The organism is Pseudomonas sp. SWRI68 (genome assembly GCF_014269165.1).
Lineage (GTDB): Bacteria > Pseudomonadota > Gammaproteobacteria > Pseudomonadales > Pseudomonadaceae > Aquipseudomonas > Aquipseudomonas capeferrum.
On sequence record NZ_JABWRU010000008.1, the window covers coordinates 94,301 to 120,291 of the forward strand.

Sequence of the window (25,991 nt, forward strand, 5' to 3'; positions counted from 1 at the left end):
CTCAGCGCATGTCAGGCAGCCTGGCTTCGGTCTTCACCTCATTGCTGGCAATGGCTTCCGGCGGCAGCGAGATACGTTGCTTGCTCAGCAGCTCACCCATGGTTGCCAGTACCCGGTACATCGAGAACTCCTCGGTGTAGCGCACTTCGGTGTAACGGCGGTCGGCGTTGTACAGCTCGTTCTCACTGTCCAGCACGTCGAGCAGGGTACGCTGGCCAAGGCCGAACTGGTCCTGGTAGGCAGCACGCACACGCTTGGTGGTCTCGGCGTATTCACGCGCGGTCGGGGTCTGCTTGCGTGCGTTGTTCATGGCGTTCCAGGCCAGGCTCAGGTTCTCGGTCAGCTCGCGCAGGGCGTTGTTGCGAATGTCCAGTGCCTGGTTGATCTTGTGGGCATCGGACTGCAGGCGGGCCTTGTCGCTGCCGCCGCGGAACACGTTGTAGTTGAGCTCGACACCGGCCTGCCAGTCGTTGTTGCTGTGGCCTTTCTCGCCGCCGAGGTTGTTGTTGGCGCCGGTGGCCAGTATCGCGTCCAGGCGTGGGTAGAAGGTCGACTTGGCCACTTCGTACTGCTGCTCGGCAGCATTGACGTCGGCCTGGGCAGACTTGATGTACGGGTTGTTCTGGCGCATGCCTTCACGGGCATCGTCGAGGGTGCCGGGGATCTCTACCTTGATCGATTGCGGCCCCTCCAGTTCATCGGGCTGTCGGCCGATGACGCTGAAGAAGTTGGCCTCGGCATCGGCCAGGTCGACTTCGGCGGTGTCCAGGTTGTTTTCTGCCAGTGCACGACGGGCGCGGGACTGATCGAGGTCGGCGGTGCTGCCGACGCCGCGCTCGGTGCGCAGGCCGATCTGGTCGTTGACCCGCAGGTGCGCTTGCAGGTTGTTCTTGGCCAGCGTCACCAGCTCACGGCGCTTGAGTACTTCCAGGTACACCTCTACCGCGCGCAGGGCAACATCCTGGGCGACGGCCTGGGTGTAGTAGGCGCGCGAGGTGGCGACCGCTTCGGTGCGGCCTACTTCGTTCGAAGTGTTGAAGCCGTCGAACAGCATCTGGCGCAGGCGCAGTTCCGACTGGGTGTAGCTGAGGGTGGCCTTGTCGTGGCTGCGCGTACCGTCGGCATTGGTGCCGCGGGTGCTGAGGTTGTCCGAACGCTGGCGACCATAACCTGCAACCAGGTCCACGGAAGGGTAGTAGCCGCCACGCGCGAATTTCACGTCTTCATCAGCGGACAGCTTGCTGTTGCGGTTGGAGCTGATCTGCGGATGGTAATCCACGGCGCTCTGGACAGCCTCGGTAATCGACATCGCCTGTACGTTGGCACACGCCATGGCCAACAGTAATGCACTGGTGATGGGGTTCAAAACGCGCATGGGTACCTCTCCCTGATCCTAAAATAAGTCCTGCTTGTCGCCAAAAAAATGACGATATAGTTATCCTGCAAATCGTGTCAGGTTTTTAACAACAGAGCTAAGAACATTCAATCAAAGTCGTAAGAAGATTTTCTCATAACAAATGCTGTTATCTGATTTATGTGGTCTAAGAACAAGCGGGAGCTGATCCACAACAGCGAAATTGAAAGCTGCTGAAAGTCTCGTTTTTCAAGGTTTACAGCGAGTTCCAGAACTTTTGTAGCTAAAAAAAAGCCTGGATAGGCGAAATAGATATTTGGCGACAAAAAATTGACTGCCTGTGCTTTTCAACGGCCACGGCACGCCCTGCGAGGGTGCCTTTACTGGCGCGCCGCATTCAGCGTGGTCTGTGCAGGGTCTTCTGCTTGAGGATATACAGGCTCACCAGTACCGCACTGGTGAGCATGAAGGCGCGTGCCCAGAACAGCGGTACCAGGTAGCACGACAGGCCGATGCTGGCCCACATCAGGCCGATAGCGTAGACCTTGCCTTTGAGGGGGATGCCTTCGCCACTGAGGTAATCGCGAATCCACGGCCCGAGCTTCGGGTGATGGACCAGCCAGTGATGAAAGCGCGGCGAGCTGCGTGCAAAGCAGGCTGCCGCCAGTAGCAGAAAAGGGGTGGTGGGCAACACCGGCAGGAATATCCCCAGCACCCCCAGCGCGACGCTGAGCCAGCCGATGGCCAGCAGCAGGTAGCGCACAGCCGACTCAGTGGTGGCGTGGCTTGAGCAGCGCCGGCTTCTCGTCAGGGGCGTGCAGCAGCAGGAACAGCGCGCTCAGTGCCTCTGGGATCTGCACGATCATGTCGTCCTGCAGGTTGGCATTGCTGGCGATGTCGGCAAACTCTGGCTGTTCGTCGAACAGGCCCGAACCGACCATGATCGGCAGCAGCATCTCGCTGACTTCTTCCTCGGCGCTCTCGAACCAGGCCTCTTCACGCAGGAACACACCCTCCATGAACCCGATGCACCAGCCGCGCAGGTCGGAATCGTCCGGCTCGTCGGTCAGGTCCAGGTCGCATGGCAGGTCGAACTCCTCGTCGCTGGCCAGTTGGCGGGCGATGTGAGCTTTGAGCGCCACCAGGGTCGCTTCGATCTCGGTGCGCTGGGCATCGCTGGCGTAGTGCGGCTCTTCGGCGAACAGGGCGTCGATCCACTCGCGCTCGGGAACGTCCTCGGCATTGATCGAAAGTGCCGTGAGGTAGCCGTGGGCGGCGACGTAGTCCAGCGCTTCTTCGTGCAGCTCGTCGGCGTCGAGGAAGGCTTGCAGGCGGGTGAGTTGCTCGGCGAAGGACATTACAGGGCTACCTTGGGGAATAAACGATAACGAATTCTAGCATCTTGCGGCGAAAGCAGGGCAAAGGGAACGTCTGTCACCGCAGCCTCCTGCGGGGGTTGGCACTGGGGTATAATCCGCGATTTTTCATCCAGGGGCGGGCTGTTGCGGCCGTCTGGCAAAAACCGCTTACGCATTCGGCGTGTGCGGGGCGGGTTTTTCGTCCAGCCTGTATCCAGGATGGTACGGCGATTTGTGGAGTTGCACATGCTCGAACAGGCTCAGCGCGTTCTCAAGGATATCTTCGGCTACGACAGTTTCCGTGGGCGCCAGGCAGCAATCATCGAATGCGTGGCCAACGGCGGCGATGCGCTGGTACTGATGCCCACCGGCGGCGGCAAGTCGCTGTGTTTCCAGGTGCCTGGGCTGTTGCGCCCCGGCCTCACGGTGGTGGTTTCGCCGCTGATCGCGCTGATGGACGACCAGGTCGCCACGCTCGATGAGCTTGGGGTGGCTGCGGCCGCGCTGAACTCCACCCTGAACGCCGAGCAGCAACGTGAGCTGGCCGGGCGCATGCGCCGCGGTGAGCTGAAGATGCTGTACCTGGCACCCGAGCGCCTGGTGCAGCCGCGCATGCTCGATTTCTTGCGCGAGCTGGACGTCTCGCTGTTCGCCATCGACGAGGCCCACTGCGTGTCGCAATGGGGCCATGACTTCCGCCCGGAATACCTGCAACTGGGCCAGTTGGCCGAGCTGTTCCCGCATGTGCCGCGCATCGCCCTGACCGCCACCGCCGACATGCGCACCCGCGAAGAGATCGTCCAGCGCCTGCACCTGCAGGGCGCCGAGCGTTTCCTTTCCAGTTTCGACCGGCCGAACATCTTCTACCGCATCGTGCCCAAGGAAGCGCCGCGCAAGCAGCTGATGGCCTTCCTCGGCGAGCGTCGTGGCAACGCAGGCATCGTCTACTGCCTGTCGCGCAAGAAGGTCGACGAGACCGCTGCTTTTCTCTGCGATCAAGGCTTCCCTGCGCTGCCTTACCACGCCGGCCTGGCGGCCGAGACGCGGTCTGCCAACCAGCACCGCTTCCTCAACGAGGAAGGGCTGATCATGGTCGCCACCATCGCCTTCGGCATGGGCATCGACAAGCCCAACGTGCGCTTTGTCGCCCACCTCGACCTGCCCAAGTCGCTCGAGGCCTACTACCAGGAAACCGGCCGTGCCGGGCGTGACGGCTTGCCGTCCGATGCCTGGATGGCCTACGGCCTGCAGGACATGGTGATGCTCAAGCAGATGTTGCAGAACTCTGAAGGCGACGAGCGCCACAAGCGCATCGAGCAGCACAAGCTCGATGCCATGCTGGCCCTGTGTGAAGAAACCCGCTGCCGCCGCCAGTCGCTGCTGGCCTACTTCGACGAAACCCTGGAGCAGCCCTGCGGGCATTGCGACAACTGCATCGACCAGGTACAGACCTGGGACGCCACGGAGCCGGCTCGCCAGGCGCTGTCAGCGGTGTTCCGTACCGGTCAGCGCTATGGGGTCGGGCACCTGGTCGATGTGTTGCTGGGCAAGGACACCGAGAAGGTGCGCAATTTCGGCCACGAGAAGCTCTCGGTGTTCGGTGTCGGCAAGTCGCTGGCCGAAGCCGAGTGGCGCTCGTTGTTCCGCCAGTTGGTCGCGCGCGGCCTGGTGGATATCGACCTGGAAGGCTACGGCGGCTTGCGCCTCTCCGACAGCTGCCGGCCGCTGCTGCGCGGCGAGGTGAACCTGCAGTTGCGCCGTGACCTCAAGCCGCAGACCGTAGCCAAGAGCGCCTCAGGCGGCGGCAGCCCGGCCAGCCAGTTGGTGCGTGCCGAAGAGCGCGAACTGTGGGAAGCACTGCGTACCCTGCGGCGCAAGCTGGCCGAGGAGCACAGCGTGCCGCCTTACGTCATCTTCCCCGATTCGACGCTGCTCGAGATGCTACGCAGCCAGCCGGCCAGCCTCAGCGACATGGCCCAGGTCAGCGGCGTGGGCGCGCGCAAGCTTGAGCGCTATGGCCAGGCGTTCCTTGAGGTGCTCAACAACAGCGGTGGCACTGACGAGGCACCGAAAGTGGTGCTGGACCTGCGTCACGAGCTGGTCAGCCTGGCACGCGCGGGGATGACCCCGGCGCAGATCGCCGGGCAACTCAATTGCAGTGAAAAGAACGTCTATAGCCTGCTGGCCGAGGCGCTCGGCCGCCAGGAACTGAGCCTTGATCAAGCCATCGACCTGCCAGAAGACTTGCTGGCGGAGGTGCAGGACGCCTTCCTTGACGGGGAGGGCGAACTGCCGCCGGTATCGACCATCGCGCCGCTGTTCGGGTCGCGCATACCTGAAGGTGTGCTGTATTGCGTGCGCGCCGCGTTGGCGGCGGAGTTCGAGCTCTGAGCGCGACAAGGTTCCAGGCCAGACCCGCCAACTGCTGACCTTTGTCATGTTTTTTGACGATTATCGGACACTGGCAAGGGCCCGAGCCTTGCCACGTGGTCCGGGTCATGGTTAGCTGCCTAATAATTAGATCTATCCAATGAGTTGCTTATGCCCCTGACCGACAACCAACACCGCTTCGGCATGCAGCTGGCCCAGATGTCCCGGGGTTGGCGTGCCGAGCTGGATCGCCGCCTGGCCGGGCTCAACCTGTCCCAGGCGCGCTGGCTGGTGTTGCTGCACCTGGCCCGTTTCGAGGAGGCCCCCACTCAGCGTGAATTGGCCCAGAGCGTTGGGGTCGAAGGCCCGACCTTGGCACGCTTGCTCGACAGCCTAGAGGCGCAGGGCCTGGTGCGGCGCCAAGCGGTGCTTGAAGACCGGCGGGCGAAGAAAATCCTGCTATGCCCACCGGCCAAGCCGCTGATCGAACAGATCGAGACCATTGCCAATGCATTGCGGCTTGAGCTGTTCACCGGCGTGGATGAAGCGGACCTGGAGGTGTGCATGCGCGTGCATGCGAAAATCCTCGGCAACCTCGAAAAGCCCTGATTTTTGTGGGCCGCACAGCGGCCCCTCGTTTCAGAACGTATGCCCCAGGTTCAGATACACCGCCTGCTCATGTGCGCTGTTGGCCCCGTAGCTCAGGTTCAGCGGCCCCAGCGGCGTCTCCATCCCCAGGAAGATGCTCGCTGCATTGATATAGCCGCTGTCAAATTCGTTGTCGTTGTTCCACGCCCGGCCACGCTCCAGCGACCCGCCGATATACAGCGGGAAGTCCAGTGGCACGTAGGCCCGCGGGGTCAGGCGGCGGTAGTAGACCATGCGCAGCAAGCTGACGTTTTGCCCCGACACCGAGTCCTGGCGGAACCCTGACAGCTCCCGTGCGCCGCCCATCACGAAGCTCGACGTCACCACCTCCGTTTCATCCAGTGTGCGCCCGTAGCGCCCGCCCAGCACCCAGGTGTTCGGGCCACTGCTGATGGCCTTGTCCAGGCTGAACAGCCACTGGCGATAGTCCTGGTCGGAATCGAGCGATTTGTCGTACTTGCGCAAGGTCAGGCCGATGTCTTCGCCACTGTGCGGGAAGTACACGTTGTCGAGGGTGTCGAACGAGTACTTAAGCTCGTAGAAGCCTTCATTGAAGCTGACCTTGGGCAGGTCCTGGTCGCCGATGCGCACTTCGGCTTCGCCCCAGGCCTTGCCCGCACCCAGTCGCACCTCGCCGTAGGTGCCGATCTGCCGGCCCACATTCAGGCCGAAACCGTAGCGCTCCAGGCGGTACTCGGCGACCGGGTCGTTGTCCAGGGTCGCCTCGATGTTGCGCGAGCCCACGTCCAGGTAGGGGGCAATGAAGAAGCGCGAGCCTACGTCCAGCGGTTGGTAGAACTCGCTGTAGAGCTCCTGTTGGTCGCCGATCTGCGCGCGGGTCAGCCATTCGGCGCCCAGGCTGTTGATGCCGTTGACCCGGTAGCTGGCGCCGAGGTTGAAGGCACTGTCGCCGCGCAGGTCGTCCGAGAGGTTAAGCCCCAGGCGCAGGTAGTCGGTGCCGCCGCGTCTGCCACGGGCATTGATCACCAGCGTGTTGTCGGCGCCCTTGTGCACCACACGGTATTGCACCCGGTCAAAGTAGTCCAGGCCATACAGCGTGCCCATGTCGGTCTGCAGGCGGTCCAGCTCCAGCGGCGCATTGATCGGCTGGCGGATATAGGAGCGGATCACGTCGTCGCTGACCTTGGAGTCGTTCTCTACCCTGATGGCGGTAATCACCGGGGTGCGTTGGTGCGGCGAGCGGGCAATGGCCAGGCTGCTGTCACCTTCGGGCTGGCGCAACGCCGCCAGACGCGGGTCGAGCAGGCGCGTGGCACGGTAGCCGGCTTCGATCATTTCGCGGGCCCGGCCGAAGTCGGTCACGCCAAACGCGGCCAGCGGTGGCTGCACCAGGATGTCATCACGGTGCAGGCTGGCCAGCTGCTCTTCGGAGTTGCGCCGGGTCATCAGGGTGATCGACTGGTTCAGCACATCGACCACCGTGGCCAGTTGCTTGCGGTCACGCAGTGGCGTGCCGATGTCGACCACGATGGCCAGGTCCACCCCCATGTCGCGGGCCACGTCCAGCGGAATGTTGTCGACCATGCCGCCATCCACCAACAGCCGGCCATCCAGCTCGACCGGGGCGAACACGGCAGGGATCGACATGCTGGCGCGGATCACCTGGGGCAGGTGGCCGCGGCGGAACACCACCTTTTCGCCACTGGCGATGTCGGTAGCTACCGCACGGAAAGGGATCGGCAGCTTGTCGAAGTCGCGGGTGTCGGCGGTGTGGGCCAGTTTGCTTTCAAGCAGCAGCGACAGGTTCTGGCCCTGAATCACGCCCAGGGGCAGGCCCAGGCTGCCGTCGTCGCGAAAGCTCAGCTTCTGCTTGACCAGAAAGTCGCGGTCGTCCTGCTTGCGCCGGAAGGGGATGTCCTTGCGCGGGGGCGCGTCGGACAGCGCCTGCTGCCAATCCAGGGTGGTGGCCAGCTTTTCCAGTTCTTCGACACTGTAGCCGGAGGCGTACAGCCCGCCGATCACCGCGCCCATGCTGGTGCCGGCGATGGCGTCGATGCGCACGCCCTGTTCCTCCAGGGCCTTGAGCACGCCGATATGGGCCAGGCCACGGGCCGCGCCGCCAGACAGCACCAAGCCGACCTTGGGCCGAGCCTGTTCGGCGGCATGTGCCGTAATAGCAACGAATATCGACAACAAACAGAACAGCAAACGGCGCATCGTGAGTCTCAAACCGTGGGCGAAAGACCGCTAGTATAAGCGGCCCCTTACCTGGAGATGCTTCACCATGGCCATCAGCAAGCCGGAAATCGTCATCATTTATTGCACCCAGTGCCAGTGGTTGCTGCGCGCCGCCTGGTTGGCCCAGGAGCTGCTCAGTACCTTTGCCGACGACCTCGGCCGGGTGGCGCTGGAGCCTGGCACCGGTGGCATCTTCCGCATCACCTGCAATGGCGTGCAGATCTGGGAGCGCAAGGCCGACGGTGGGTTCCCGGAGGCCAAGGTGCTCAAGCAGCGGGTACGCGACCAGATCGACCCGCAGCGCGACCTGGGCCACAACGACCGCTGATTACGTACCCTCTGCCAAAGGCCGGGGCTTGGCGGGTTGTTCGGCAGCCAGGCGGCTGGACAGCACGATGGCGAAAATGATCAGCGCGCCCCCCAGCAGCATGCGCACAGTAGGGGTCTCGGCGAACACCGCCCAGGCCACGGCGATGCCATACACCGGCTCCATACCGAACACCACGGCGGCGGTACGCGCCTTGATCACGGCCAGGCTGGCGACGAACAAGCTGTGGGCCACGCCGGTGCAGAAGATGCCGAGCAGGGCGATCCACACCCAGTCCATCGGCGTCACCGCCGCCAGCCCCGACGCTGCGAACGGCAACAGGCAGAGGCTGACCACCAGGTTCTGCCACAGCGCTGCCTGCACTGCTGGCAAGCGCCCGGAGCCGGCGCGGTTGGTCAGCGACAGCAGCGAGAACAGCAGCCCCGACAGCATTGCCCAAAGCAGGCCCCCGGTGGCCTGGCTGGCCAGGTCGAATGCCGGGGTGACCAGCACCAGGCCGATGCACACCAGCACGACCAGCACGGCTTCGTTGCGGCGGATGCGTTCGCGGAACAGCACCCCTTCAAGGATCACGGTAAAGGCCGGGAAGCTGGTAAAGCCCAGGGTGGCGATGGCTACACCGCCGACCTTGACGGCAATGAAGAAGCTGACCCAGTGACCCGCCAGCAGTACCCCGCCTAGCAGCAAGCGGCGCACATCCGGGCCCGTCAGCCGGTGCCAGCCTTTGCGGGCGAACTGGGCGAACAGCGCCAGGGCGATGACGGCGAAGGCCGCGCGGCCGAAGACGATGATCGCCGGGCTGGCGCTGGCGGCCAGTTTGCCAAACACCCCGGTGAGGCCGAAAAACAGCGCGCCGATGTGCAGGGCGCCTAGGGCAGTGCGGTGGTTCATGGTGGGTCCTTGAGCAAGAGCAGGTCAGCACTGCCCCGCGAAAGGGCCAGTGCAGGCACAGTGTAAGTCCTCAGGCCAATAGGATCTGTCGCGCACCTAGCGTCCGTTGTCGCCAGACGCTCGCCGCAAGGCTAGCGGTGTACAGCCAAACGCCCGTAGCATCGCCGCCGAAAACGCACTCTGCGAGCTGTACCCCACCTGCGCCGCAATCTCGCCCAACGGCAGCAAGGTCCGCTCCACCAGCTGCCGCGCCTTAAGCAGGCGCCGCTTGCGAATGTAGTCCATCGGCGTCATCGCGCATTCGGCGATGAAGCGCGCATGCAGCCGCGCAGTGGACAGGCCGGCCAGGCGCGCCAGGTCGGCCACCTGCAAGGGGTGGGCGACATGTTGCTCGATATGCGCATCGAAGGCGGCATAAGGCAGGCGCTGGCTGGGCCGGATGCTTGCGGCTGCTGCGGGGTTGAGGCTGGCCAACAGCAGCGCCGCGCCTTGCCGGGCAATCAGCGGGTCGTCGATGGGGCTGGTCGCCAGCCAGTCGACCAGCTGCTGCTGGCGGCTATCCAGGCCCAAGGCAGCGGGGCGATCGAGCAGGCGACGGCTGGCATCGGCATGCTCGCCCAGCTGTTCACGCAACCAGTGCTCGCCGGGCACATCCAGCACCAGGCAATCGCTGCCAGCATCGCTGGCGCAGGTGTGATGTGCGCCTGCCGGCACCACCATCAGGCCCTGGCGATCAACCCGTGCCCCGTGGCCCTGGACCTCGAAGTGCAAGCGTCCAGCCAAGCCGAACACCAGTTGCGGATGTTCGTGGCTGTGGGTAATCAGGCTGTTCCGGTAACGGCGCAGCGAGAGAATCGGGCCGGTGGTCATGGGGGCGTCCTCGCAGGGCAGGTGCGCATTGTGCCTCATTCACGGCAGGCCATCACCGGTAACCGTTTTGCCACTGCACTGTCATCTGCACCTGCCAGGCTCCAGCAAACTGCGCCGGAGCCCGCCCATGACCCATGCCGAACTCTCCCGTCCTTCGCGCAAGCAGCGCGTGCGCACCTTATGGATATCCGATGTACATCTGGGCACCCGTGACTGCCAGGCCGAGCATCTGTCGCGGTTTCTCAAGGGCTACCAGGCCGACCGCATCTACCTGGTGGGCGATATCATCGATGGCTGGAAGCTGCGCGGTGGCATCTATTGGCCGCAGGCCCACACCAACGTGATCCGACGCCTGTTGACCATGAGCAAGCGGGGCACCGAGGTGATTTATGTCACCGGCAACCATGACGAATTCCTGCGCCGCTATTCCAAGCTGATGCTGGGCAATATCCAGTTGGTGGACGAGGCCGAGCACCTGACTGCCGATGGCCGACGCCTGCTGGTGATCCATGGCGACCAGTTCGATGTGATTACCCGCTACCACCGCTGGCTGGCGTTTCTGGGGGACCGCGCGTATGAGTCCACCCTGGTGCTCAACCGTTGGCTCAACCATTGGCGTGCCCGTTACGGCTATGGCTACTGGTCGTTGTCGGCCTACCTCAAGCACAAGGTCAAGGGCGCGGTGAACTTCATCAGTGACTTCGAGGCTGCCATTGCCCATGAGTGCACCCGCAGAGGCTTTCATGGGGTGGTTTGCGGGCATATTCATCATGCCGAAATGCGCAAGGTGGGGGAGGTCGAGTACCTCAATTGCGGGGATTGGGTGGAGTCGTGCACGGCGTTGATCGAGCACTGGGATGGCAGCATCGAATTGTATCGGCTGGCGGATGTGCAGGCGCAGAGCGCGCAGAAGGTGGCGACGGTGCGCGAATCGGCGTGAGGCTTGAGGGGCATGGGGCGCGCGATGCGGCCCCGGCGATTTACAGGCTGATCTTGCCCAGCAGAATATCGCGGAACATGGCGAAATCACCCATCAGGCTATAGAACGGGTAGGTGAACGTCGCCGGCCGGTTCTTCTCGAAAAAAAAATGCCCGACCCAGGCAAACCCATAGCCGAACAGCGGCACGGCCAGCAGCAGCAACCATTTGCCGCTGCCGATGGTGTACGCCAGCAGGGCAATTACCAGGCTCGTCCCGACAAAGTGCAGGCGGCGGCACGTGGGGTTGCTGTGCTCGCCCAGGTAGTAGGGGTAGAACTCGGCAAAACTGCGAAACTGCGCTGTGCGGGTCATGGCAGTGCTCCGGGATTAATACTTGTGGATAAGATGCACGGCGTGGAGCCTGAATCGAGTCTAGAGTCATTGGCGGGGCCTACCAGTGACAATAGGCGCCAATTGAGTATCCTTGGGGTTCACCGCAGGAGCGGTCAGCATAAGAAGCCTGTCATGAGTGAAAGAACCACGTCAGCCAGCTGGGCATCAGGGATCGTCAAGGCACTCGAGCTGGAAGGGCTCGACTGCCCGGCCATGTTCAAGCAGCTAGGGCTGGACTTCGCTGCCCTCGATGACCCCGACGCGCGTTTCCCCCAGGACGCCATGACCCGGCTCTGGCAACTGGCGGTAGAGCTGTCGGGCAACGAAGCCATCGGCCTGAACATGGCGCGGGTGGTGCGCCCGGCGTCGTTCCATGTGGTGGGTTATGCGTTGATGTCCAGCCGCACCCTGGCCGAAGGTTTCGAGCGGCTGGTGCGGTACCAGCGCATCATTGCCGAAAGTTCCGACCTCAGCTTTCGCCTTGGCCCAGAGGGCTATTCGCTGGTTCTGACCGTGCATGGCGACCATCTGCCGCCAACCCGGCACAGCGCCGAAGCGTCGTTGGCGTGTGCGCTTGCGTTGTGCACCTGGCTCAGCGGGCGTGACATTCAGCCACGACGTGTGCTGGTTCAGGGGCCGCAGCCCAAGAACGTCGAACCTTACAAGGTGGCGTTCCACTCACCGCTGGTGTTCGACGCACCGCACGATGCACTGGTGTTCGAGCGTGCCGACATGGAGGCGCCGCTGCCGACTGCCAACGAGGCGATGGCGGTGCTGCATGACCGTTTTGCCGGTGAGTACCTGGCGCGCTTCTCGGAAAGCCGGGTGACCCACAGGGTCCGCCAGGTGCTGTGCCGCATATTGCCCCAGGGCGAGCCCAAGCGCGAAACCCTGGCCCAGGCCCTGCACCTGTCTCAACGTACCTTGCAGCGGCGCCTGCAAGAAGAAGGTACCAGCTTCCAGACCTTGCTCGACGATACCCGGCGTGAGCTGGCCGAGCAGTACCTCGCCCAGCCGGGCATGACCTTGCTGGAAACCGCCTACCTGTTGGGCTTTGCCGACCCGAGTAATTTCTACCGGGCGTTCCGTCGCTGGTTCGATGCCACACCCAGCGAGTACCGCGCCCGTCTGGGCGCGGAGCCTGAGGGGCTCAGTGACGCCAGAACGCCGGCATGCACAACACTAGCACCGTGATGATCTCCAGGCGGCCCAGTAGCATGCCGCCGGCGAGGATCCACTTGGCGGCGTCCGGCAACGTGGCATAGTTGCCGGCCGGGCCGATCACTTCGCCCAGCCCCGGGCCTACGCCCGATACCGTGCCGGCAGCACCGGTCAGTGCGGTCATCCAGTCCACGCCCAGCAGCGACAACAGCAACGCCATCACGCAGATGGTGATCGCGAAGAAGAACGAGAAGGTCAGGATCGAACGCACGATTTCTTCGTCGAGGCGGTGCCCGTTGTACTTCTGCTTGATCACTGCGCGCGGGTGGATCAGTTGGTTGAGGCTGGCCTTGAGCAGGATGTAGGCGACCTGGAAGCGGAAAATCTTGATACCGCCTGCGGTCGAGCCAGAGCAGCCGCCGATGAAGCCCAGGTAAAAGAACAGCATCAGCGAGAAATTGCCCCACAGGCTGTAGTCGCCCAGGGCGAAGCCGGTGGTGGTCACCACCGAGGTCACGTTCAGCGCCACGTGGCGCAAGGCATCCAGCCAGTGCAGGTTGGTGGTGGCCCAGTACCAGGAGCCCAGCACCAGCCAGGTGACCACCAACATGCCGAGCAACCCCTGAACCTGCTGGTCGCGGAGCAACGCCCTACGGTTGCCGCGCAGGGTCGCCACATACAGGGTGAAGGGCAGGCTGCCGAGGATCATGACCACCACCGCGACCCAGTGCACGGCAGGGATATCCCATTTTGCCAGCGACTGGTCGGAGGTCGAGAACCCGCCGGTGGAAATCGCCGACATGGCATGGTTGATGGCATCGAACGGCCGCATGCCGGCCCACCAGAAGGCCAGCGCGCCGAGCACGGAGAAGCCGACGTACACGCCGACGATCGACTTGGCCACCATGTGCGAACGGGGCATGACCTTCTCGGAACGGTCCGAGGACTCGGTCTGGAACAGGCGCATGCCACCAATGCGCAGCAGCGGCAAAATCGCGACCGCCATGGCGATGAAGCCGATGCCGCCGAGCCAGTGCAGCATCGAGCGCCACATCAAGATCCCCGGCGACATGCTGTCCAGGCCGCTGAGCACCGTGGCGCCGGTGGCGGTGATGCCGGACATGCTCTCGAAGAAGGCGTCGGTGTAGCTGATGTGCTGGGTCAGCAGGAACGGCAGGGCGGCGAACACGCACACCACCAGCCAGCTGCTGACCGTCAGCAGGTACATGTCGCGCGGGCGCAGGTGCACATGCTCGGGGCGGCCCTGTACGACCATGAGCAGGCCGGCAATGAACGTGATCAGGCTGGACCAGAGGAACGACGGCATGTCGCCGGTGCGCTCGAAGATCACCAGGGTGGCCATGGGCACGACCATGCTGACGGCCAGGGTGATCAGAAAGATGCCGATGATGAAACCAATGATCCTTAAGGTCGGCAACGCCATGTGATCTGCTCTGACTCGAAACGGAAGGGCGCCATTCTACCTATGGGTCTGGTGATGTAAACGCTAGAATGGCCGCACATTCACCTGCCAGGAGGGTAGCCGATGGAGGCTCTCGACGCATTGCTCAACCGTGTTTCCGTGCCACGCCTGACCGACCCCGCGCCCAATGATGCCCAGCGCGAGGCGTTATTCCAGGCCGCATTGCGTGCACCGGACCATGGCCAGCTGCGCCCGTGGCGGTTTCTGACCATCGAAGGCCAGGGCCGCGAGAAGCTCGGCGAGTTGTTCGCCGAAGCGGTACAGAACAAGGGTGATGCCAGCCAGGCAGCGCTGGACAAGGCTCGCGCCATGCCGCTGCGTGCGCCGTTGCTGATCGTGGTGATCGCCAAGCTGCAGGACCACTTCAAGGTGCCCAAGTCCGAGCAGCGCCTGGCGGCGGGGTGTGCGGCCCATGGCATTCTGATCGCGGCGCATGCCCAGGGGGTTGGCGCGGTGTGGCGTACCGGTGACATGGCCTTTGACGCGCATGTGCACAAGGGGCTGGGGTTGGCCGAGAGCGAGGAGTTGATCGGTTACCTGTATGTGGGCACGCCGGTGAACGAGCCGCGTACGGCGCCAGTGCTGGAGACTGCTGATTTCGTCAGTGCCTGGGGTGAGTAACCGCTGAGAATGCTGGGGCGCGTAGCGGCCCCGGCAATCTCAAACCATGACCTCCGTTACAGGTAACTCCAGCCTGGCCACAAACCCGCCCTGCGGATGATTCGCCAGTACCAGGCTGCCGCCATGGCGCTCCGCCGCCTTGCGCGCAATCGCCAGCCCCAGCCCATGCCCAGCTGCTTGCTGCCCCGGCGCACGGAAGAACGGCTCACCCAGCTGCGCGAGGTACTCAGCCGCTACCCCGGGGCCATGGTCGCGTACTGTCAACACGATACGGTCCTGCTCACGCTCGGCGCTGATTTCGATCGGCTGCCCGGCCGGGTTGAAGCGCAAGGCATTGCGCAGCAGGTTGTCCACGGCGCGCTCGATCAGGGTTGGCCAACCCTGCAAGGTCAGCCCTGCTTGCGCCTGCAGCCGCACCTCCTGCTCCGGTGCGCTGAGCAACGCATCCTTGCGCACGCCGCCCAGCAAGGCGTTGAGGTCGACCGGCTCGGCGTGGGCCTGCTCGGCATCGACGCGGGCCAGGGCGAGGATTTCGCTGATCAGGTCTTCGAGCCGGTCGCATTCACGGGTCAGCCGTGGCCACAAGGCCTGGCGCTGCTCGGGCTCGGCACGCTCGGCCAATGCCAGGGCAATGCGCAGCCGTGCCAACGGTGAGCGCAGTTCATGAGACACATCGCGCAGCAACTGGCGCTGGCTGCCGATCGTACTCTGCAGGCGGGCGCCCATCTTGTTGAAGTCGTTGGCCAGTACCCCGAACTCATCGCGGCGGGCGGCCAGGCGGGCCAGGCTGTTCTGCTGGTAGCTGGTCTGGCCGAGGTCGTGCACGGCGCTGCGCAGGCGGCTCAAAGGGCGGGTGATGGACAGGGTTACCAGCAGGCTGAACAGGGTCAGTACCACCAGGGCGATGCCCAGCGCACTGAGCGGCCAGAGCAGGCTCTCACGGTGCCAGGCGTCCAGTTCGGGATGAGGGATTCGGTAGATCAGCAGGTAGGTTTCACCGCTGTAGGGGCTGGTGTATTCCTCGGTCAGACGGCGCCACGGCAGGCGCCGCTCGTCATTGTGCTGGCGTGCCTCGAACGCGGCGGCGCGGCGCGGGAAGGTACCGGGCACGACAGCGTCGCCGCTGTCGTCGAGCACCTGCACGTCGATCTTGAAGCGTTGCTTGCGGCGTTCGAGAAAGTGCTGCGCCGAGTCCATGCCTTCCTGTTCGTAGTGCTTGGCCCAATGGCTGGCCAGGGTGTTGAGGCCCGGGTGGCGGCTGAGGATCCAGGCGTCCTGGTTGAGCATGTGGCCGAGCAGGATCGACAGGCCCGCAACCAGGGTAATGGCCAGCCAAAAGCTGGCCAGGATGCGCCAGAACAGTGAACGCAAGTGCACCTCCTGCAAACGGGAAAAGCCCGGCCCGCAGGGGTGCGGGCCGGGCGTGGGGCGGACAGCTTACTGGGCCTTGCCGCCTTTTTCAGCTTTCCAGGCCTGGAACTCTTGCCATTCGGCTTTCTTCGCGGCGCGTTCTTTTTGCAGCTCGTCGAACTGCTTCTGTTGCTCAGGCTTGAGCAGGCCGCGGACCTGGCTGTCGGTCTTGTCGCGGCTGGCCTTGAGTTCGTCCTTCATGGCCTTCTGGTCGGCGGCCGGCAGCTTGGACAGGTAGCGCTCGGTGATGTCGCGGCGTTGCTTCATCTGCTCGCCCATCAGCTTGCCAATCTGCTGGCGCTGGTCGCGGCTCAGGTCCAGTTGGGCGAAAGGCGCATCACCGCGATGATGCGGGCCGTCGTGACGCGGGCCGCCTTCAGGCATGGCCATGGCCACGGTCGGCAGGGCGGCGGCGAACATCAGGGCGATAAGGGTCTTGCGCATGGTGTCTCTCCTTTCATAGGCCGGTGGTTACCGGATGAGCACAGTCTACGCAACTGACCGTCAAGGGCGGTCAGGGGAGGGTAAAGGCTGGGTAAAGATGAGTTGCCGAGCGTGTTGGGGCTGCGAGGCGGCCCCGGCACGTCACAGGCTGTAGTAATAGCCGCGGCTGCGCAGCGCAACGATGCGCGGGCGCCCATCGGCATGCGGCCCGATCTTCTTGCGCAGGTTGCTGACGTGCATGTCCAGGCTGCGGTCGTACAGGGTCAGCTTGCGGCCCAGGCCGATCTGCGCCAGTTCCTGCTTGTCCAGCGGCTCACCCGGCTGGCGCAGCAGGGCTTCGAGGATGCGGCTTTCGGACAGGGTCAGGGTCATCTCGCGGCCATCGATGCTGGCCACGCCACGTGCCGGGCTGTAGGCCAGGTCGCCGATCTCTACCTGGGTGGTGGTGGCTGCCGGGTGGCTGCGGCGCAACACGGCGCGCAGGCGGGCCGTGAGCTCGCGCGGGTCGCAGGGTTTGGCCAGGTAATCGTCGGCGCCGAGCTCAAGGCCGAGGATGCGGTCCAGGGGTTCGCCCCGTGCCGAGAGCATCAGCACAGGCAGGTCGGCATGTTCGCTGCGCAATTGCTTGAGCAGTTCCAGGCCGCTGCCGTCTGGGAGCATCACATCCAGCACCACGGCGGCCGGGGCATGTTCGGCCAGGGCCTGGCGTGCGCTCAGGCCATCATGGCAGGCGCGGACGGTAAACCCTTCCTGGGTCAGCCAGCTGCCGAGCAGCTCGCACAGCTCCTGGTCATCATCAATCAGTAACAGCTCGCTCATGACTCACTCAATTCAACCATTGACGGCGAGTATTCGGCCCGCCAGTGGCAAAGATACCGCAGACTGATGGCAAGCGTATAACCGCCAGTACCGCGCGGCCCTGTGGGTGCGGCTTTACCCGCGAAAAGGGCCGCGCGGTGTCGGGTCAAGGCAGGACTTGCTTGAAGGGTTTGACGATGACGTTGTCGTACACGCCCGCAGCAATATACGGGTCGGCATCGGCCCAGGCCTGTGCCGCAGCCAGGGAGTCGAACTCGGCCACGATCAGGCTGCCGCTGAAACCGGCTTCACCTGGGTCGTTGCTGTCGATGGCCGGATGTGGGCCTGCCAGCACCACGCGGCCTTCGGCCTTGAGCTGCTGCAGGCGCTCGATGTGTGCCGGGCGGGCAGCCAGGCGCTTTTCCAGGGAGTTTGCGACGTCGCTGGCGATGATGGCGTAGAGCATGTCAATCCTTGGGTTTGGAGGTAGTAGGGTCGTCGTGCAGGTGGCGTGACAGGTACACACCTTGGGCCACCAGGAAGATCACGGTCATGCCCAGGCTGCCGAACACCTTGAAGTCGACCCAGAAGGCCTGGAAGGTGAAGGCGACGAACAGGTTGGCCGCACCGCAGACCAGGAAGAAGCAGATCCAGGCCAGGTTCAGGCGGGCCCAGATGGCATCGGGCAGGGTCAGGGCGTGGCCCATGATGCGCTTGATCAGCACCCGGTCGCCGATGAAGTGGCTGCCGGCGAAGGCCAGGGCGAACAGCCAGTTGACCACCGGCGCTTTCCATTTGAGGAAGGTTTCGCTGTGGAAGGTCAGGGTCAGGCCGCCGAACACCAGGCAGGCGATCAGGGTCAGCCATTGGCCCTTTTCCAGCTTGCGCTGGCGCAGGAACAGGGCACCGTAGACCACCAGGGAGCTGACGATGAGCATGGCCGTGGCGCTGTAGATACCGCCGAATTCGAAGCTGTGGCCGGCAACCTCCAGGGGCCGCGGGTCGAGCTTGTAGACGATGAAGAACAGTAGCAACGGGATGAAATCGATGAATTGTTTCACAATGGCAGCCAGAATCGGGATGTGACGGCATAATAACAAACATCGATTCCAGCGAAAGCGCTCCTCCATGAATGTTGATCTGCACTGTCACAGCACGGCCTCCGATGGCGCCCTGTCGCCCACGGTCCTGGTCGCCCGGGCCCATGAGCACGGGGTGCAAACGCTGGCACTCACCGACCACGACACCCTCGAAGGGCTGGCCGAAGCGCGCCAGGCCTGCCGCGAGCGCGGCATGCACTGGGTTAGCGGGGTAGAGCTGTCGTGCACGTGGGGTGGGGCGACCATCCATGTGCTGGGGTATGACTTCCCCCTCGACGCACCGCCGTTGCTCGAAGCCATCGAAGCCCTGCACCGTGGCCGCTGGCTGCGTGCCGAGGAAATCGACAAACGGCTGGCTGCCAAGGGCATGCCCGGCGCGCTTGAGGGTGCCAGGGCCGTGCAGCAAGCGTTGGGCGACAGTGGCAACGCCCCGGCGCGCCCGCACTTTGCCGAGTTTCTGGTGCGTGCCGGTCACGTCAAGGACCGCGGCGAAGCGTTCCGCAAGTGGCTGGGCGCCGGCAAGCTGGGTGACGTCAAGCAGCACTGGCCGACCCTGGATGAAACTGTCGCCACGCTGCGCCAGTCCAACGCTTGGGTAAGCTTGGCGCATCCGATGCATTACGATCTGACCCGCAGCAAGCGCAGACGGCTGATTGCCGACTATATTCAGGCAGGCGGGCAGGCGCTTGAGGTGGTCAACGGGATGATGCCGGCCGAGCAGGTGGGCACGATGTCCATCCTCACCCGCGAGTTCGGCCTGCTGGCAAGCGCTGGCAGTGACTTCCACGGCCCCGGCACCTGGGGCGAAATCGGTGCCTACCGGCCTTTGCCCGAGGACCTGCCACCTCTGTGGCGCCGATTCAGCCATGAACAGCCTTTGGCGGTATGAACAGGAAGACTACGTGAGCCAATTTTTCCAGATACATCCGGAGAATCCGCAGCAGCGGCTGATCCGCCAGGCGGTGGAGATCATCCGCAAGGGCGGGGTGGTGGTCTATCCGACCGATTCGGCCTATGCGCTGGGTTGCCAGATTGGCGACAAGGGCGCGGTGGAGCGCGTACGGCGCCTGCGTGGCCTGGACAAGACCCACAACTTCACCCTGATGTGCTGCGACATGTCGCAACTGGGGCTGTATGCCAAGGTCGATACCGGTACCTTCCGCCTGCTCAAGGCGCATGTGCCGGGGCCGTACACCTTCATTCTCAACGGCACCCGTGAAGTGCCGCGCCTGCTGCTGCACGAGAAACGCCGCACCATCGGCCTGCGCGTGCCGGACCACGCCATCACCCTGGCGCTGCTGGCTGAACTGGGCGAGCCACTGATGAGTGTCAGCCTCATCCTGCCGGGCGACGACCAGCCGATGACCGACCCCTACGAGATCCGTGAGCGGCTGGAGCATCATGTGGACCTGGTGATCGACGGCGGTTTCGGTGATCTGAAGGCATCGACCATCATCGACCTGTCCGGCGACGAGCCCGAGCTGATCCGCGAAGGTTGTGGCGACCCCACGCCATTCATGGTCAATGCGTGAGCCAGGTGGAGGCGCCCGAGGCGCCGGCCGAGGAGGCCGAGTCGCCTCAACAGTTGCAACTGGCCCTGGTCTATGGCGAAGCCCTGACCGAGATGCCGGTAGACCTGTACATCCCGCCGGATGCGCTTGAAGTCATTCTCGAGGCGTTCGAAGGCCCGCTGGACCTGCTGCTGTACCTGATCCGCAAGCAGAACATCGATATCCTCGACATCCCGGTGGCGGAGATCACCCGCCAGTACATGGGCTATGTCGAGCTGATGAAGAGCGTGCGCCTGGAACTGGCAGCCGAGTACCTGGTCATGGCGGCCATGCTGGCCGAGATCAAGTCGCGCATGTTGCTGCCCCGCTCGGCCGAGATCGAAGAGGAAGAGGGCGACCCGCGCGCCGAGCTGATCCGCCGCTTGCAGGAATACGAGCGCTTCAAGGCCGCTGCAGAAGGGATCGATACACTGCCACGGGTGGGTCGCGACATTGTCGTGCCGCGCCTGGAAGCACCGCAGGCTAAGGTGCGCAAGCTGCTGCCCCAGGTCAGCCTGGAGGAGCTGCTGGTATCGATGGCCGAGGTGATACGCCGCAATGACCTGTTCGAAAGCCACCAGATCACCCGCGAAACGCTGTCTACCCGTGAGCGCATGAGCCAAGTACTCGAACGCCTCAAGGGCGGCGCCTTCGTGCCCTTCGTCGAGCTGTTCGGCGCAGAAGAGGGCAAGTTGGGGGTGGTGGTGACGTTCATGGCGATTCTTGAGCTGGTGAAGGAATCACTGGTCGAACTGGTGCAGAATGAGCCTTTCGCCGCGATCCACGTCCGGCTTCGCGCCGAGTTTGTTGAAGAACCTGATGAACCTGAATGAACCCCGCGACCTGGCGTCGCTGATCGAAGCTTTTTTGCTCGCTTCGGGCAAGCCGCAGTCCCTGGAGCGCTTGTACGAGCTGTTCGAGGAGGCCGAGCGCCCGGAGCCCAAGGTGTTCAAGAAGGCCCTGGAAGTGCTCGGCAAGTCCTGCAGCGGGCGTGCCTTCGAGCTCAAGGAAGTTGCCACCGGCTATCGCCTGCAGATCCGCGAAACCTTTGCTCCGTGGGTTGGGCGCCTGTGGGAAGAGCGGCCGCAGCGCTATTCCCGTGCGCTGCTTGAAACCATGGCGCTGATTGCCTACCGCCAGCCCATCACCCGTGGCGAGATCGAGGACGTGCGCGGCGTGGCGGTGAACAGCAATATCATCAAGACCTTGATGGAGCGCGAGTGGATTCGCATCGTGGGTTATCGCGAAGTGCCGGGGCGGCCGGCGATGTTCGCCACCACCAAGGCATTTCTCGACCACTTCAATCTCAAGAGCCTTGAGGAGCTGCCGGCATTGGCCGAACTGCGCGAGATGGAACCGGAGCCGTTGCTCGACCCCGATGACGCGCCAGTACCTGCGCACCTGCAGGCGCTGGCCGATGCCAGCCTTGGCGAGGGCGAAGCCGAGGCCGAGGTGCCGAAGGATGAGACCAGCTTCCGCAGCCTGCTGGTGGAGTTGGATGCGATGGAAGAGGGGCTGAAGACCGATTTCGATGATTTGCGTGAAGAAGAGGAGGTGGTTGAACCCGAGGCTTCACTGGACGACGAGGGCAAGTTGCAGACCTGAGGCTTATGCTGGCAGTGCGGGCCTCTTCGCGGGGCAAGCCCGCTGCTACAGGTTTGGCCGCTCACCGTCAGAGCCCACAAACCGGTGGGAGCGGGCTTGCCCCGCGAAGAGGCCCGCACTAACAGCGCAAAACCACTGGGCAGAAAACCCTGCCGGCCCCCGCAAAACCCACTACGCTCGAGTGCGTTCCTGATACGAACCGCGTATGATGCGCGGCCCTTTGGCGCGTTCGTCGCCAAGACCCCTTTTTCATTCCTACACCGGGAGGTGCCCAGATGAGTGAGCAAGACCTGCAAAATACCGAAATTACCCCTCCATCCGGCGAAAAGCTGCAGAAAGTACTGGCGCGCATTGGCGTCGGTTCGCGCCGTGACGTCGAGGCCTGGATCAGCCAGGGCCGCATCAAGGTCAATGGCGTGGCCGCCACCCTCGGCCAGCGCGTCGACCTGCACGACGCCATCGCTGTCGATGGCAAGCTGATCAAGCGCGAAGAAGCCGCCGAGGCCACCCGCCGGGTGATCATGTACAACAAGCCCGACGGCGAGATCTGCACCCGTGACGACCCGGAAGGCCGCCCGACGGTGTTCGACCGCCTGCCGCGGCCGAAAGAAGGGCGCTGGATCAACATCGGCCGCCTGGACATCAACACCACCGGCCTGTTGCTGTTCACCACCGACGGTGAGTTGGCCAACCGCCTGATGCACCCTTCCTACGAGATGGACCGTGAGTACGCGGTACGTGTGCGGGGCGAGGTCGACGACGAGATGCTCGATCGCCTCAAGGCTGGCGTGATGCTCGAAGACGGCCCGGCCAAGTTCACCGACATCCAGAAGGCACCGGGCGGCGAAGGCTTCAACCACTGGTACCACTGCGTGGTGATGGAAGGCCGTAACCGTGAAGTGCGTCGCCTGTGGGAGTCGCAGGGCATGGTGGTCAGCCGCCTGAAGCGCGTGCGCTTCGGCCCGGTGTTCCTCAACTCCGACCTGCCGATGGGCCGCTGGCGCGAAATGACCCAGGGTGAAATCGACATCCTGGCCGCTGAAGTGGGCCTGCAGCCAGTTGCGCTGCCGACCTTGAACCTCAAGGCCAAGGACAAGATGGAGCGCATGCAGCGCAAGTCGAGCCGTCCGATGGGCCGTGGCGAGCGCGTGCGCAACCTGCGCCCTGCCAGCGAAGGGGCTGCCGAGCGCCCAGCACGCCAACCGCGTGACAGCGCGGGTGAGCGCCCAGCCCGCCAACCGCGTGATACCACCGGTGAGCGCCCTGCGCGCCAGTCGCGTGACGACGCGCGTAAAGGCAACCGTGGCAGCGCGGTGGCCGAGCGCCCGAGCGAGATGCGCAAGCGTACCGCCAAGCCAGACGGCGACAAGCCGGCAGGCCGTGGTCGCGGCAAGCCGCGCGGTTGATCAGCAGCGCTAGATAAGAACCAGCCTCCGGGCTGGTTTTTTTTGCTTTGGATTCAGCGGCGGCACCTTAGGCTGTCGCCAAGATATTGAACAAAAAGAATTTTTCTGACGACTGGCAAGTTTTCAAACCGGCCTGTAAAGAAATTTATACGGATGCAGGCAAAATACGCCCTGAATTCAGATTTCCCCTACCTGTGTAAACATAACTTGCCGCACCCCGCGCGGCGAGGCACCCCTGTCGCTCGCGCCCCCTATTGCCCAAACCCCCGCCGCACGCTGATATAGCGGCCATTGCCGTGTGCAAAAGCCCGCCCAGAGAGGCGTGCTGACAAAACAACAAATGGAGGCGCCATGTACGCCGATCACTTCGCCTTTCAAGGCCTTTACCACAGGATCGCTGCGTTTTTCCCCGGGGAAATGACGCAACGCGTTGACGCCTGCGCGCTTGCAGGGGTATACAGTGCGCCGCGTTTTACCTGTGACCCTCTTGCGTACCGCGCACTCTTGATCACACCCGGCTGACCCGCCCTGGCGGCGCCCGCGTTCAAGAAACCCAAGGTAACCACCTTGCCCATTCCGCTGCGCCACGAGCGCGGTGGGTCCGATTTCGTCACAGATAAAAACAATGCAGGTGACTTCGTTCATGAGTGGACAAAACATGCATTCAGGCGAGCTAAAGCGGGGCCTGAAGAACCGCCATATCCAGTTGATCGCCCTCGGCGGAGCGATTGGTACCGGCCTGTTCCTGGGTTCGGCAGGCGTGATGAAATCCGCCGGCCCGTCGATGATTCTTGGCTATGCCATCTGCGGCTTCATCGCCTTCATGATCATGCGCCAGCTGGGCGAGATGATCGTCGAAGAGCCGGTGGCCGGTTCGTTCAGCCACTTTGCCCACAAGTACTGGGGCGGCTTCGCCGGCTTCATGTCGGGCTGGAACTGTTGGGTGCTGTACATCCTGGTGGGCATGTCGGAGCTGACGGCGGTCGGCAAGTACATCCACTACTGGTGGCCAGAGATCCCGACCTGGGTCACGGCGGCGGGCTTCTTCCTGCTGATCAACTTCATCAACCTGATGAACGTGAAAGTCTTCGGCGAGGCAGAATTCTGGTTCGCCATCATCAAGGTCGTGGCCATCGTCGGCATGATCGGCCTGGGTGCGTACCTGCTGACCAGCGGTAGCGGTGGCCCCGAGGCTTCGGTTACCAACCTGTGGGCGCACGGCGGCTTCTTCCCGCATGGCGTCAGCGGCCTGGTGATGGCGTTGGCGTTCATCATGTTCTCCTTCGGTGGCCTGGAAATGCTCGGCTTCACCGCAGCCGAGGCCGACAAGCCGAGGACCGTGATTCCCAAGGCCATCAACCAGGTCATCTACCGCATCCTGATCTTCTACATCGGTGCGCTGGTCGTGCTGCTGTCGCTGACCCCGTGGGACAACCTGGTCGCCAGCATCGACGCCTCTGGCGGCAGCTACGGCAGCAGCCCGTTCGTTCAGGTGTTCTCCCTGCTGGGCAGCGACGTGGCCGCCCACCTGCTGAACTTCGTGGTCCTGACCGCAGCGCTGTCGGTGTACAACAGCGGTACCTACTGCAACGCCCGCATGCTGCTGGGCATGGCCGAGCAAGGTGACGCCCCGGCGGCCCTGGCGAAGGTCGACAAGCGCGGTGTGCCGGTGCGTTCGATCCTGGTGTCGGCTGCAGTGACCCTGATTGCAGTGCTGCTCAACTACTTCATTCCGCAGAATGCGCTGGAGCTGTTGATGTCGCTGGTCGTGGCGACCTTGGTGATCAACTGGGCGATGATCAGCTACTCGCACCTGAAATTCCGCCAGCACCTCGACCGCACTGGCCAGAAGCCGCTGTTCAAGGCGCTGTGGTACCCCTACGGCAACTACATCTGCCTGGCGTTCGTGGTGCTGATCCTCGGCATCATGCTGCAGATTCCGGGTATCAATATTTCGGTGTATGCGATCCCGGTGTGGTTGTTGGTGATGTTCATCTTCTACATCTTCAAGCCCAAGCGTGATGCACAGGCCAATGGCACCGCTGCCGGTACTGTTGCCAAGTAAGCGCTGCAGGCGATAACGCAAACCCGATGTCAGGTCATTGGCATCGGGTTTTTTGTTGCCAATAAAGCTGTCAAAAACTCAGATCTGCTCGAGCAACCAGCTGCGAAACGCCCGCAACGACGGCAGCGCTTCATTGCGCGGCGGGTAGATCAGGTAATAGCTGCGCTGGCTGGCAAATGCTGCGCCGGGGCTGAACAGCTCGCCCTTGGCCAGCTCCTCTTGCACCAGAATCCGCGGCACCAGGCCAATGCCGATGCCGGCCCGCACCGCCTGGATCAGGTGTGAGGTCAGCTCGAAACTCGGCCCCAGGCGCATCGCCCGATGCGGCAGCTGGTGATGCGAGAACCACTCGCCCCAGGCATGCGGGTTGTTGGCGACATTGAGCAGCACTTCCTCGCTGACCCGGGCGGGGCTCCAGCCATGCGGGTCGGCGGCTGCCTCTGGCGGCAGGATCACCAGCAGCTCCTCGGCATGCAGGCGGTGGCAGATCAGCCCTGGCAGGTCGTGGCTCGCCACCCCGATGGCCGCATCGATCTCGCTGGTGTCGAAGTTGATCGCTTCGATCCGTGAATGAATATGCACCAACATGCCCGGGTGGGCGCTGTAGAACGCATGCAGCCGCGGCAGCAACCATTTCGAGCCGAAGGTGGGCAGGGTGGCCAAGCGCAGCGTGCCGACGCCCGACTGGTAGGCCAGCGCCTGCAGCGTGGCGCTGCGGATGCGGCCCAATGCCTCGCTCAGCTCGCGCTGGTACAGCCGGCCGACGTCGGTCAACTGCACCTGGCGGCCCTCGCGGCGGAACAGCGTCAGCCCCAATTGCTGCTCCAGCGCCTGCACCTGGCGGCTGACGGCGCTCTGGGTCAGTGACAGTTCGGCGGCGGCGCGGGTGTAGCTTTCATGCCGCGCGGCGGCTTCGAATGCCAGCAGCAGTGACATGGACGGTGTCAGGTGGCGGTAATTCATTCATAAAAGTCATCGATAGCGGCAGGATTATCCGTTTGCCCCTGGCGCGAAAGT

At 63.6% G+C, this 25,991-nt stretch carries 26 protein-coding genes; 12 read left to right on the forward strand and 14 right to left on the reverse strand.

Annotated elements, in window-relative coordinates; all coding sequences use genetic code 11:
- Position 1: 1 nt before the first annotated feature.
- The 3 genes from HU770_RS14060 to HU770_RS14070 form a co-directional block, all read right to left on the reverse strand.
- Entirely contained in the window at positions 2–1,375 is a 1,374-nt protein-coding gene (locus HU770_RS14060) for a TolC family outer membrane protein (RefSeq protein WP_186658061.1), read from the reverse strand.
- 376 nt (positions 1,376–1,751) lie between these two features.
- Positions 1,752–2,117 (reverse strand): YbaN family protein, encoded by a 366-nt coding sequence (locus HU770_RS14065; protein ID WP_033699624.1) that lies wholly within the window; start codon positions 2,115–2,117, stop codon positions 1,752–1,754.
- Between the two features lie 7 nt (positions 2,118–2,124).
- On the reverse strand, positions 2,125–2,712 hold the full coding sequence (locus tag HU770_RS14070) for a YecA family protein (protein ID WP_033699623.1): 588 nt from the start codon (positions 2,710–2,712) through the stop codon (positions 2,125–2,127).
- Positions 2,713–2,958: 246 nt separating this feature from the next.
- Here HU770_RS14070 and recQ point away from each other — a divergent pair, with 246 nt between their 5' ends.
- The gene (gene recQ / locus HU770_RS14075; RefSeq protein WP_033699621.1) at positions 2,959–5,103 is read left to right on the forward strand and encodes a DNA helicase RecQ; all 2,145 of its coding nucleotides are present in this window, start codon (positions 2,959–2,961) and stop codon (positions 5,101–5,103) included.
- 150 nt (positions 5,104–5,253) lie between these two features.
- Complete coding sequence (locus HU770_RS14080) at positions 5,254–5,691, forward strand: MarR family transcriptional regulator (protein WP_033699619.1); 438 nt, start codon at positions 5,254–5,256, stop codon at positions 5,689–5,691.
- Between the two features lie 30 nt (positions 5,692–5,721).
- Here HU770_RS14080 and HU770_RS14085 read toward each other — a convergent pair whose 3' ends face one another.
- Entirely contained in the window at positions 5,722–7,908 is a 2,187-nt protein-coding gene (locus HU770_RS14085; RefSeq protein WP_186658051.1) for a patatin-like phospholipase family protein, read from the reverse strand.
- A 67-nt stretch (positions 7,909–7,975) separates the two neighbouring features.
- Here HU770_RS14085 and HU770_RS14090 point away from each other — a divergent pair, with 67 nt between their 5' ends.
- The gene (locus HU770_RS14090; protein WP_156310953.1) at positions 7,976–8,257 is read left to right on the forward strand and encodes a SelT/SelW/SelH family protein; all 282 of its coding nucleotides are present in this window, start codon (positions 7,976–7,978) and stop codon (positions 8,255–8,257) included.
- Here HU770_RS14090 and HU770_RS14095 read toward each other — a convergent pair whose 3' ends face one another.
- A complete protein-coding gene (locus tag HU770_RS14095; protein ID WP_095063756.1) occupies positions 8,258–9,148 on the reverse strand; it encodes a DMT family transporter in 891 nt (296 codons plus the stop codon).
- A gap of 96 nt (positions 9,149–9,244) precedes the next feature.
- Positions 9,245–10,018 carry an AraC family transcriptional regulator gene (locus HU770_RS14100; RefSeq protein WP_186663946.1) on the reverse strand — a complete coding sequence of 258 codons (774 nt, stop codon included), beginning with the start codon at positions 10,016–10,018 and terminating at the stop codon, positions 9,245–9,247.
- Between the two features lie 127 nt (positions 10,019–10,145).
- On the opposite strand from HU770_RS14100, the gene HU770_RS14105 reads away from it, so the two are divergent.
- A complete protein-coding gene (locus HU770_RS14105; protein ID WP_186663948.1) occupies positions 10,146–10,958 on the forward strand; it encodes a UDP-2,3-diacylglucosamine diphosphatase in 813 nt (270 codons plus the stop codon).
- Between the two features lie 40 nt (positions 10,959–10,998).
- On the opposite strand, the gene HU770_RS14110 is transcribed toward HU770_RS14105, so the two are convergent.
- A complete protein-coding gene (locus HU770_RS14110) occupies positions 10,999–11,310 on the reverse strand; it encodes a DUF962 domain-containing protein (protein WP_033699608.1) in 312 nt (103 codons plus the stop codon).
- 153 nt (positions 11,311–11,463) lie between these two features.
- On the opposite strand from HU770_RS14110, the gene HU770_RS14115 reads away from it, so the two are divergent.
- Positions 11,464–12,525, forward strand: coding sequence for an AraC family transcriptional regulator (locus HU770_RS14115; RefSeq protein WP_047583458.1), 1,062 nt, complete (start codon positions 11,464–11,466; stop codon positions 12,523–12,525).
- On the opposite strand, the gene HU770_RS14120 is transcribed toward HU770_RS14115, so the two are convergent.
- The gene (locus tag HU770_RS14120) at positions 12,482–13,936 is read right to left on the reverse strand and encodes a TrkH family potassium uptake protein (protein WP_033699604.1); all 1,455 of its coding nucleotides are present in this window, start codon (positions 13,934–13,936) and stop codon (positions 12,482–12,484) included. The genes HU770_RS14115 and HU770_RS14120 overlap by 44 nt on opposite strands.
- Positions 13,937–14,038: 102 nt before the next feature.
- Here HU770_RS14120 and HU770_RS14125 point away from each other — a divergent pair, with 102 nt between their 5' ends.
- Entirely contained in the window at positions 14,039–14,596 is a 558-nt protein-coding gene (locus tag HU770_RS14125) for an NAD(P)H nitroreductase (protein WP_033699602.1), read from the forward strand.
- Between the two features lie 39 nt (positions 14,597–14,635).
- Here HU770_RS14125 and HU770_RS14130 read toward each other — a convergent pair whose 3' ends face one another.
- The 5 genes from HU770_RS14130 to HU770_RS14150 all read right to left on the reverse strand — a co-directional run bounded on the left by HU770_RS14130 (position 14,636) and on the right by HU770_RS14150 (position 18,309).
- Positions 14,636–15,973, reverse strand: coding sequence for a HAMP domain-containing sensor histidine kinase (locus HU770_RS14130; RefSeq protein ID WP_186658030.1), 1,338 nt, complete (start codon positions 15,971–15,973; stop codon positions 14,636–14,638).
- Positions 15,974–16,033: 60 nt separating this feature from the next.
- Positions 16,034–16,450: a Spy/CpxP family protein refolding chaperone gene (locus HU770_RS14135; RefSeq protein ID WP_033699600.1), complete on the reverse strand. Its 417-nt coding sequence runs from the start codon at positions 16,448–16,450 to the stop codon at positions 16,034–16,036.
- A 141-nt stretch (positions 16,451–16,591) separates the two neighbouring features.
- The gene (locus HU770_RS14140) at positions 16,592–17,269 is read right to left on the reverse strand and encodes a response regulator transcription factor (RefSeq protein ID WP_186663950.1); all 678 of its coding nucleotides are present in this window, start codon (positions 17,267–17,269) and stop codon (positions 16,592–16,594) included.
- A 145-nt stretch (positions 17,270–17,414) separates the two neighbouring features.
- On the reverse strand, positions 17,415–17,714 hold the full coding sequence (locus tag HU770_RS14145) for a YciI family protein (protein WP_033699597.1): 300 nt from the start codon (positions 17,712–17,714) through the stop codon (positions 17,415–17,417).
- Between the two features lies 1 nt (position 17,715).
- Positions 17,716–18,309, reverse strand: coding sequence for a septation protein A (locus tag HU770_RS14150; protein ID WP_033699595.1), 594 nt, complete (start codon positions 18,307–18,309; stop codon positions 17,716–17,718).
- A 67-nt stretch (positions 18,310–18,376) separates the two neighbouring features.
- Between HU770_RS14150 and HU770_RS14155 the strand changes: the two genes are divergently transcribed.
- The 6 genes from HU770_RS14155 to HU770_RS14180 all read left to right on the forward strand — a co-directional run bounded on the left by HU770_RS14155 (position 18,377) and on the right by HU770_RS14180 (position 24,974).
- Positions 18,377–19,237 carry a PHP domain-containing protein gene (locus tag HU770_RS14155; protein WP_033699594.1) on the forward strand — a complete coding sequence of 287 codons (861 nt, stop codon included), beginning with the start codon at positions 18,377–18,379 and terminating at the stop codon, positions 19,235–19,237.
- 13 nt (positions 19,238–19,250) lie between these two features.
- Complete coding sequence (locus tag HU770_RS14160; RefSeq protein WP_186658025.1) at positions 19,251–19,880, forward strand: L-threonylcarbamoyladenylate synthase; 630 nt, start codon at positions 19,251–19,253, stop codon at positions 19,878–19,880.
- Positions 19,881–19,972: 92 nt separating this feature from the next.
- The gene (locus HU770_RS14165; RefSeq protein WP_186664033.1) at positions 19,973–20,731 is read left to right on the forward strand and encodes a ScpA family protein; all 759 of its coding nucleotides are present in this window, start codon (positions 19,973–19,975) and stop codon (positions 20,729–20,731) included.
- Positions 20,718–21,503 carry an SMC-Scp complex subunit ScpB gene (gene scpB / locus HU770_RS14170; protein WP_186663952.1) on the forward strand — a complete coding sequence of 262 codons (786 nt, stop codon included), beginning with the start codon at positions 20,718–20,720 and terminating at the stop codon, positions 21,501–21,503. The genes HU770_RS14165 and scpB overlap by 14 nt, the downstream gene beginning before the upstream one ends.
- 275 nt (positions 21,504–21,778) lie before the next feature.
- Entirely contained in the window at positions 21,779–22,909 is a 1,131-nt protein-coding gene (gene rluB / locus HU770_RS14175; RefSeq protein ID WP_186658006.1) for a 23S rRNA pseudouridine(2605) synthase RluB, read from the forward strand.
- A 643-nt stretch (positions 22,910–23,552) separates the two neighbouring features.
- Complete coding sequence (locus tag HU770_RS14180; RefSeq protein WP_186658004.1) at positions 23,553–24,974, forward strand: amino acid permease; 1,422 nt, start codon at positions 23,553–23,555, stop codon at positions 24,972–24,974.
- Positions 24,975–25,052: 78 nt separating this feature from the next.
- On the opposite strand, the gene HU770_RS14185 is transcribed toward HU770_RS14180, so the two are convergent.
- Entirely contained in the window at positions 25,053–25,937 is an 885-nt protein-coding gene (locus HU770_RS14185) for a LysR substrate-binding domain-containing protein (protein ID WP_186658002.1), read from the reverse strand.
- Positions 25,938–25,991 lie beyond the last annotated feature (54 nt).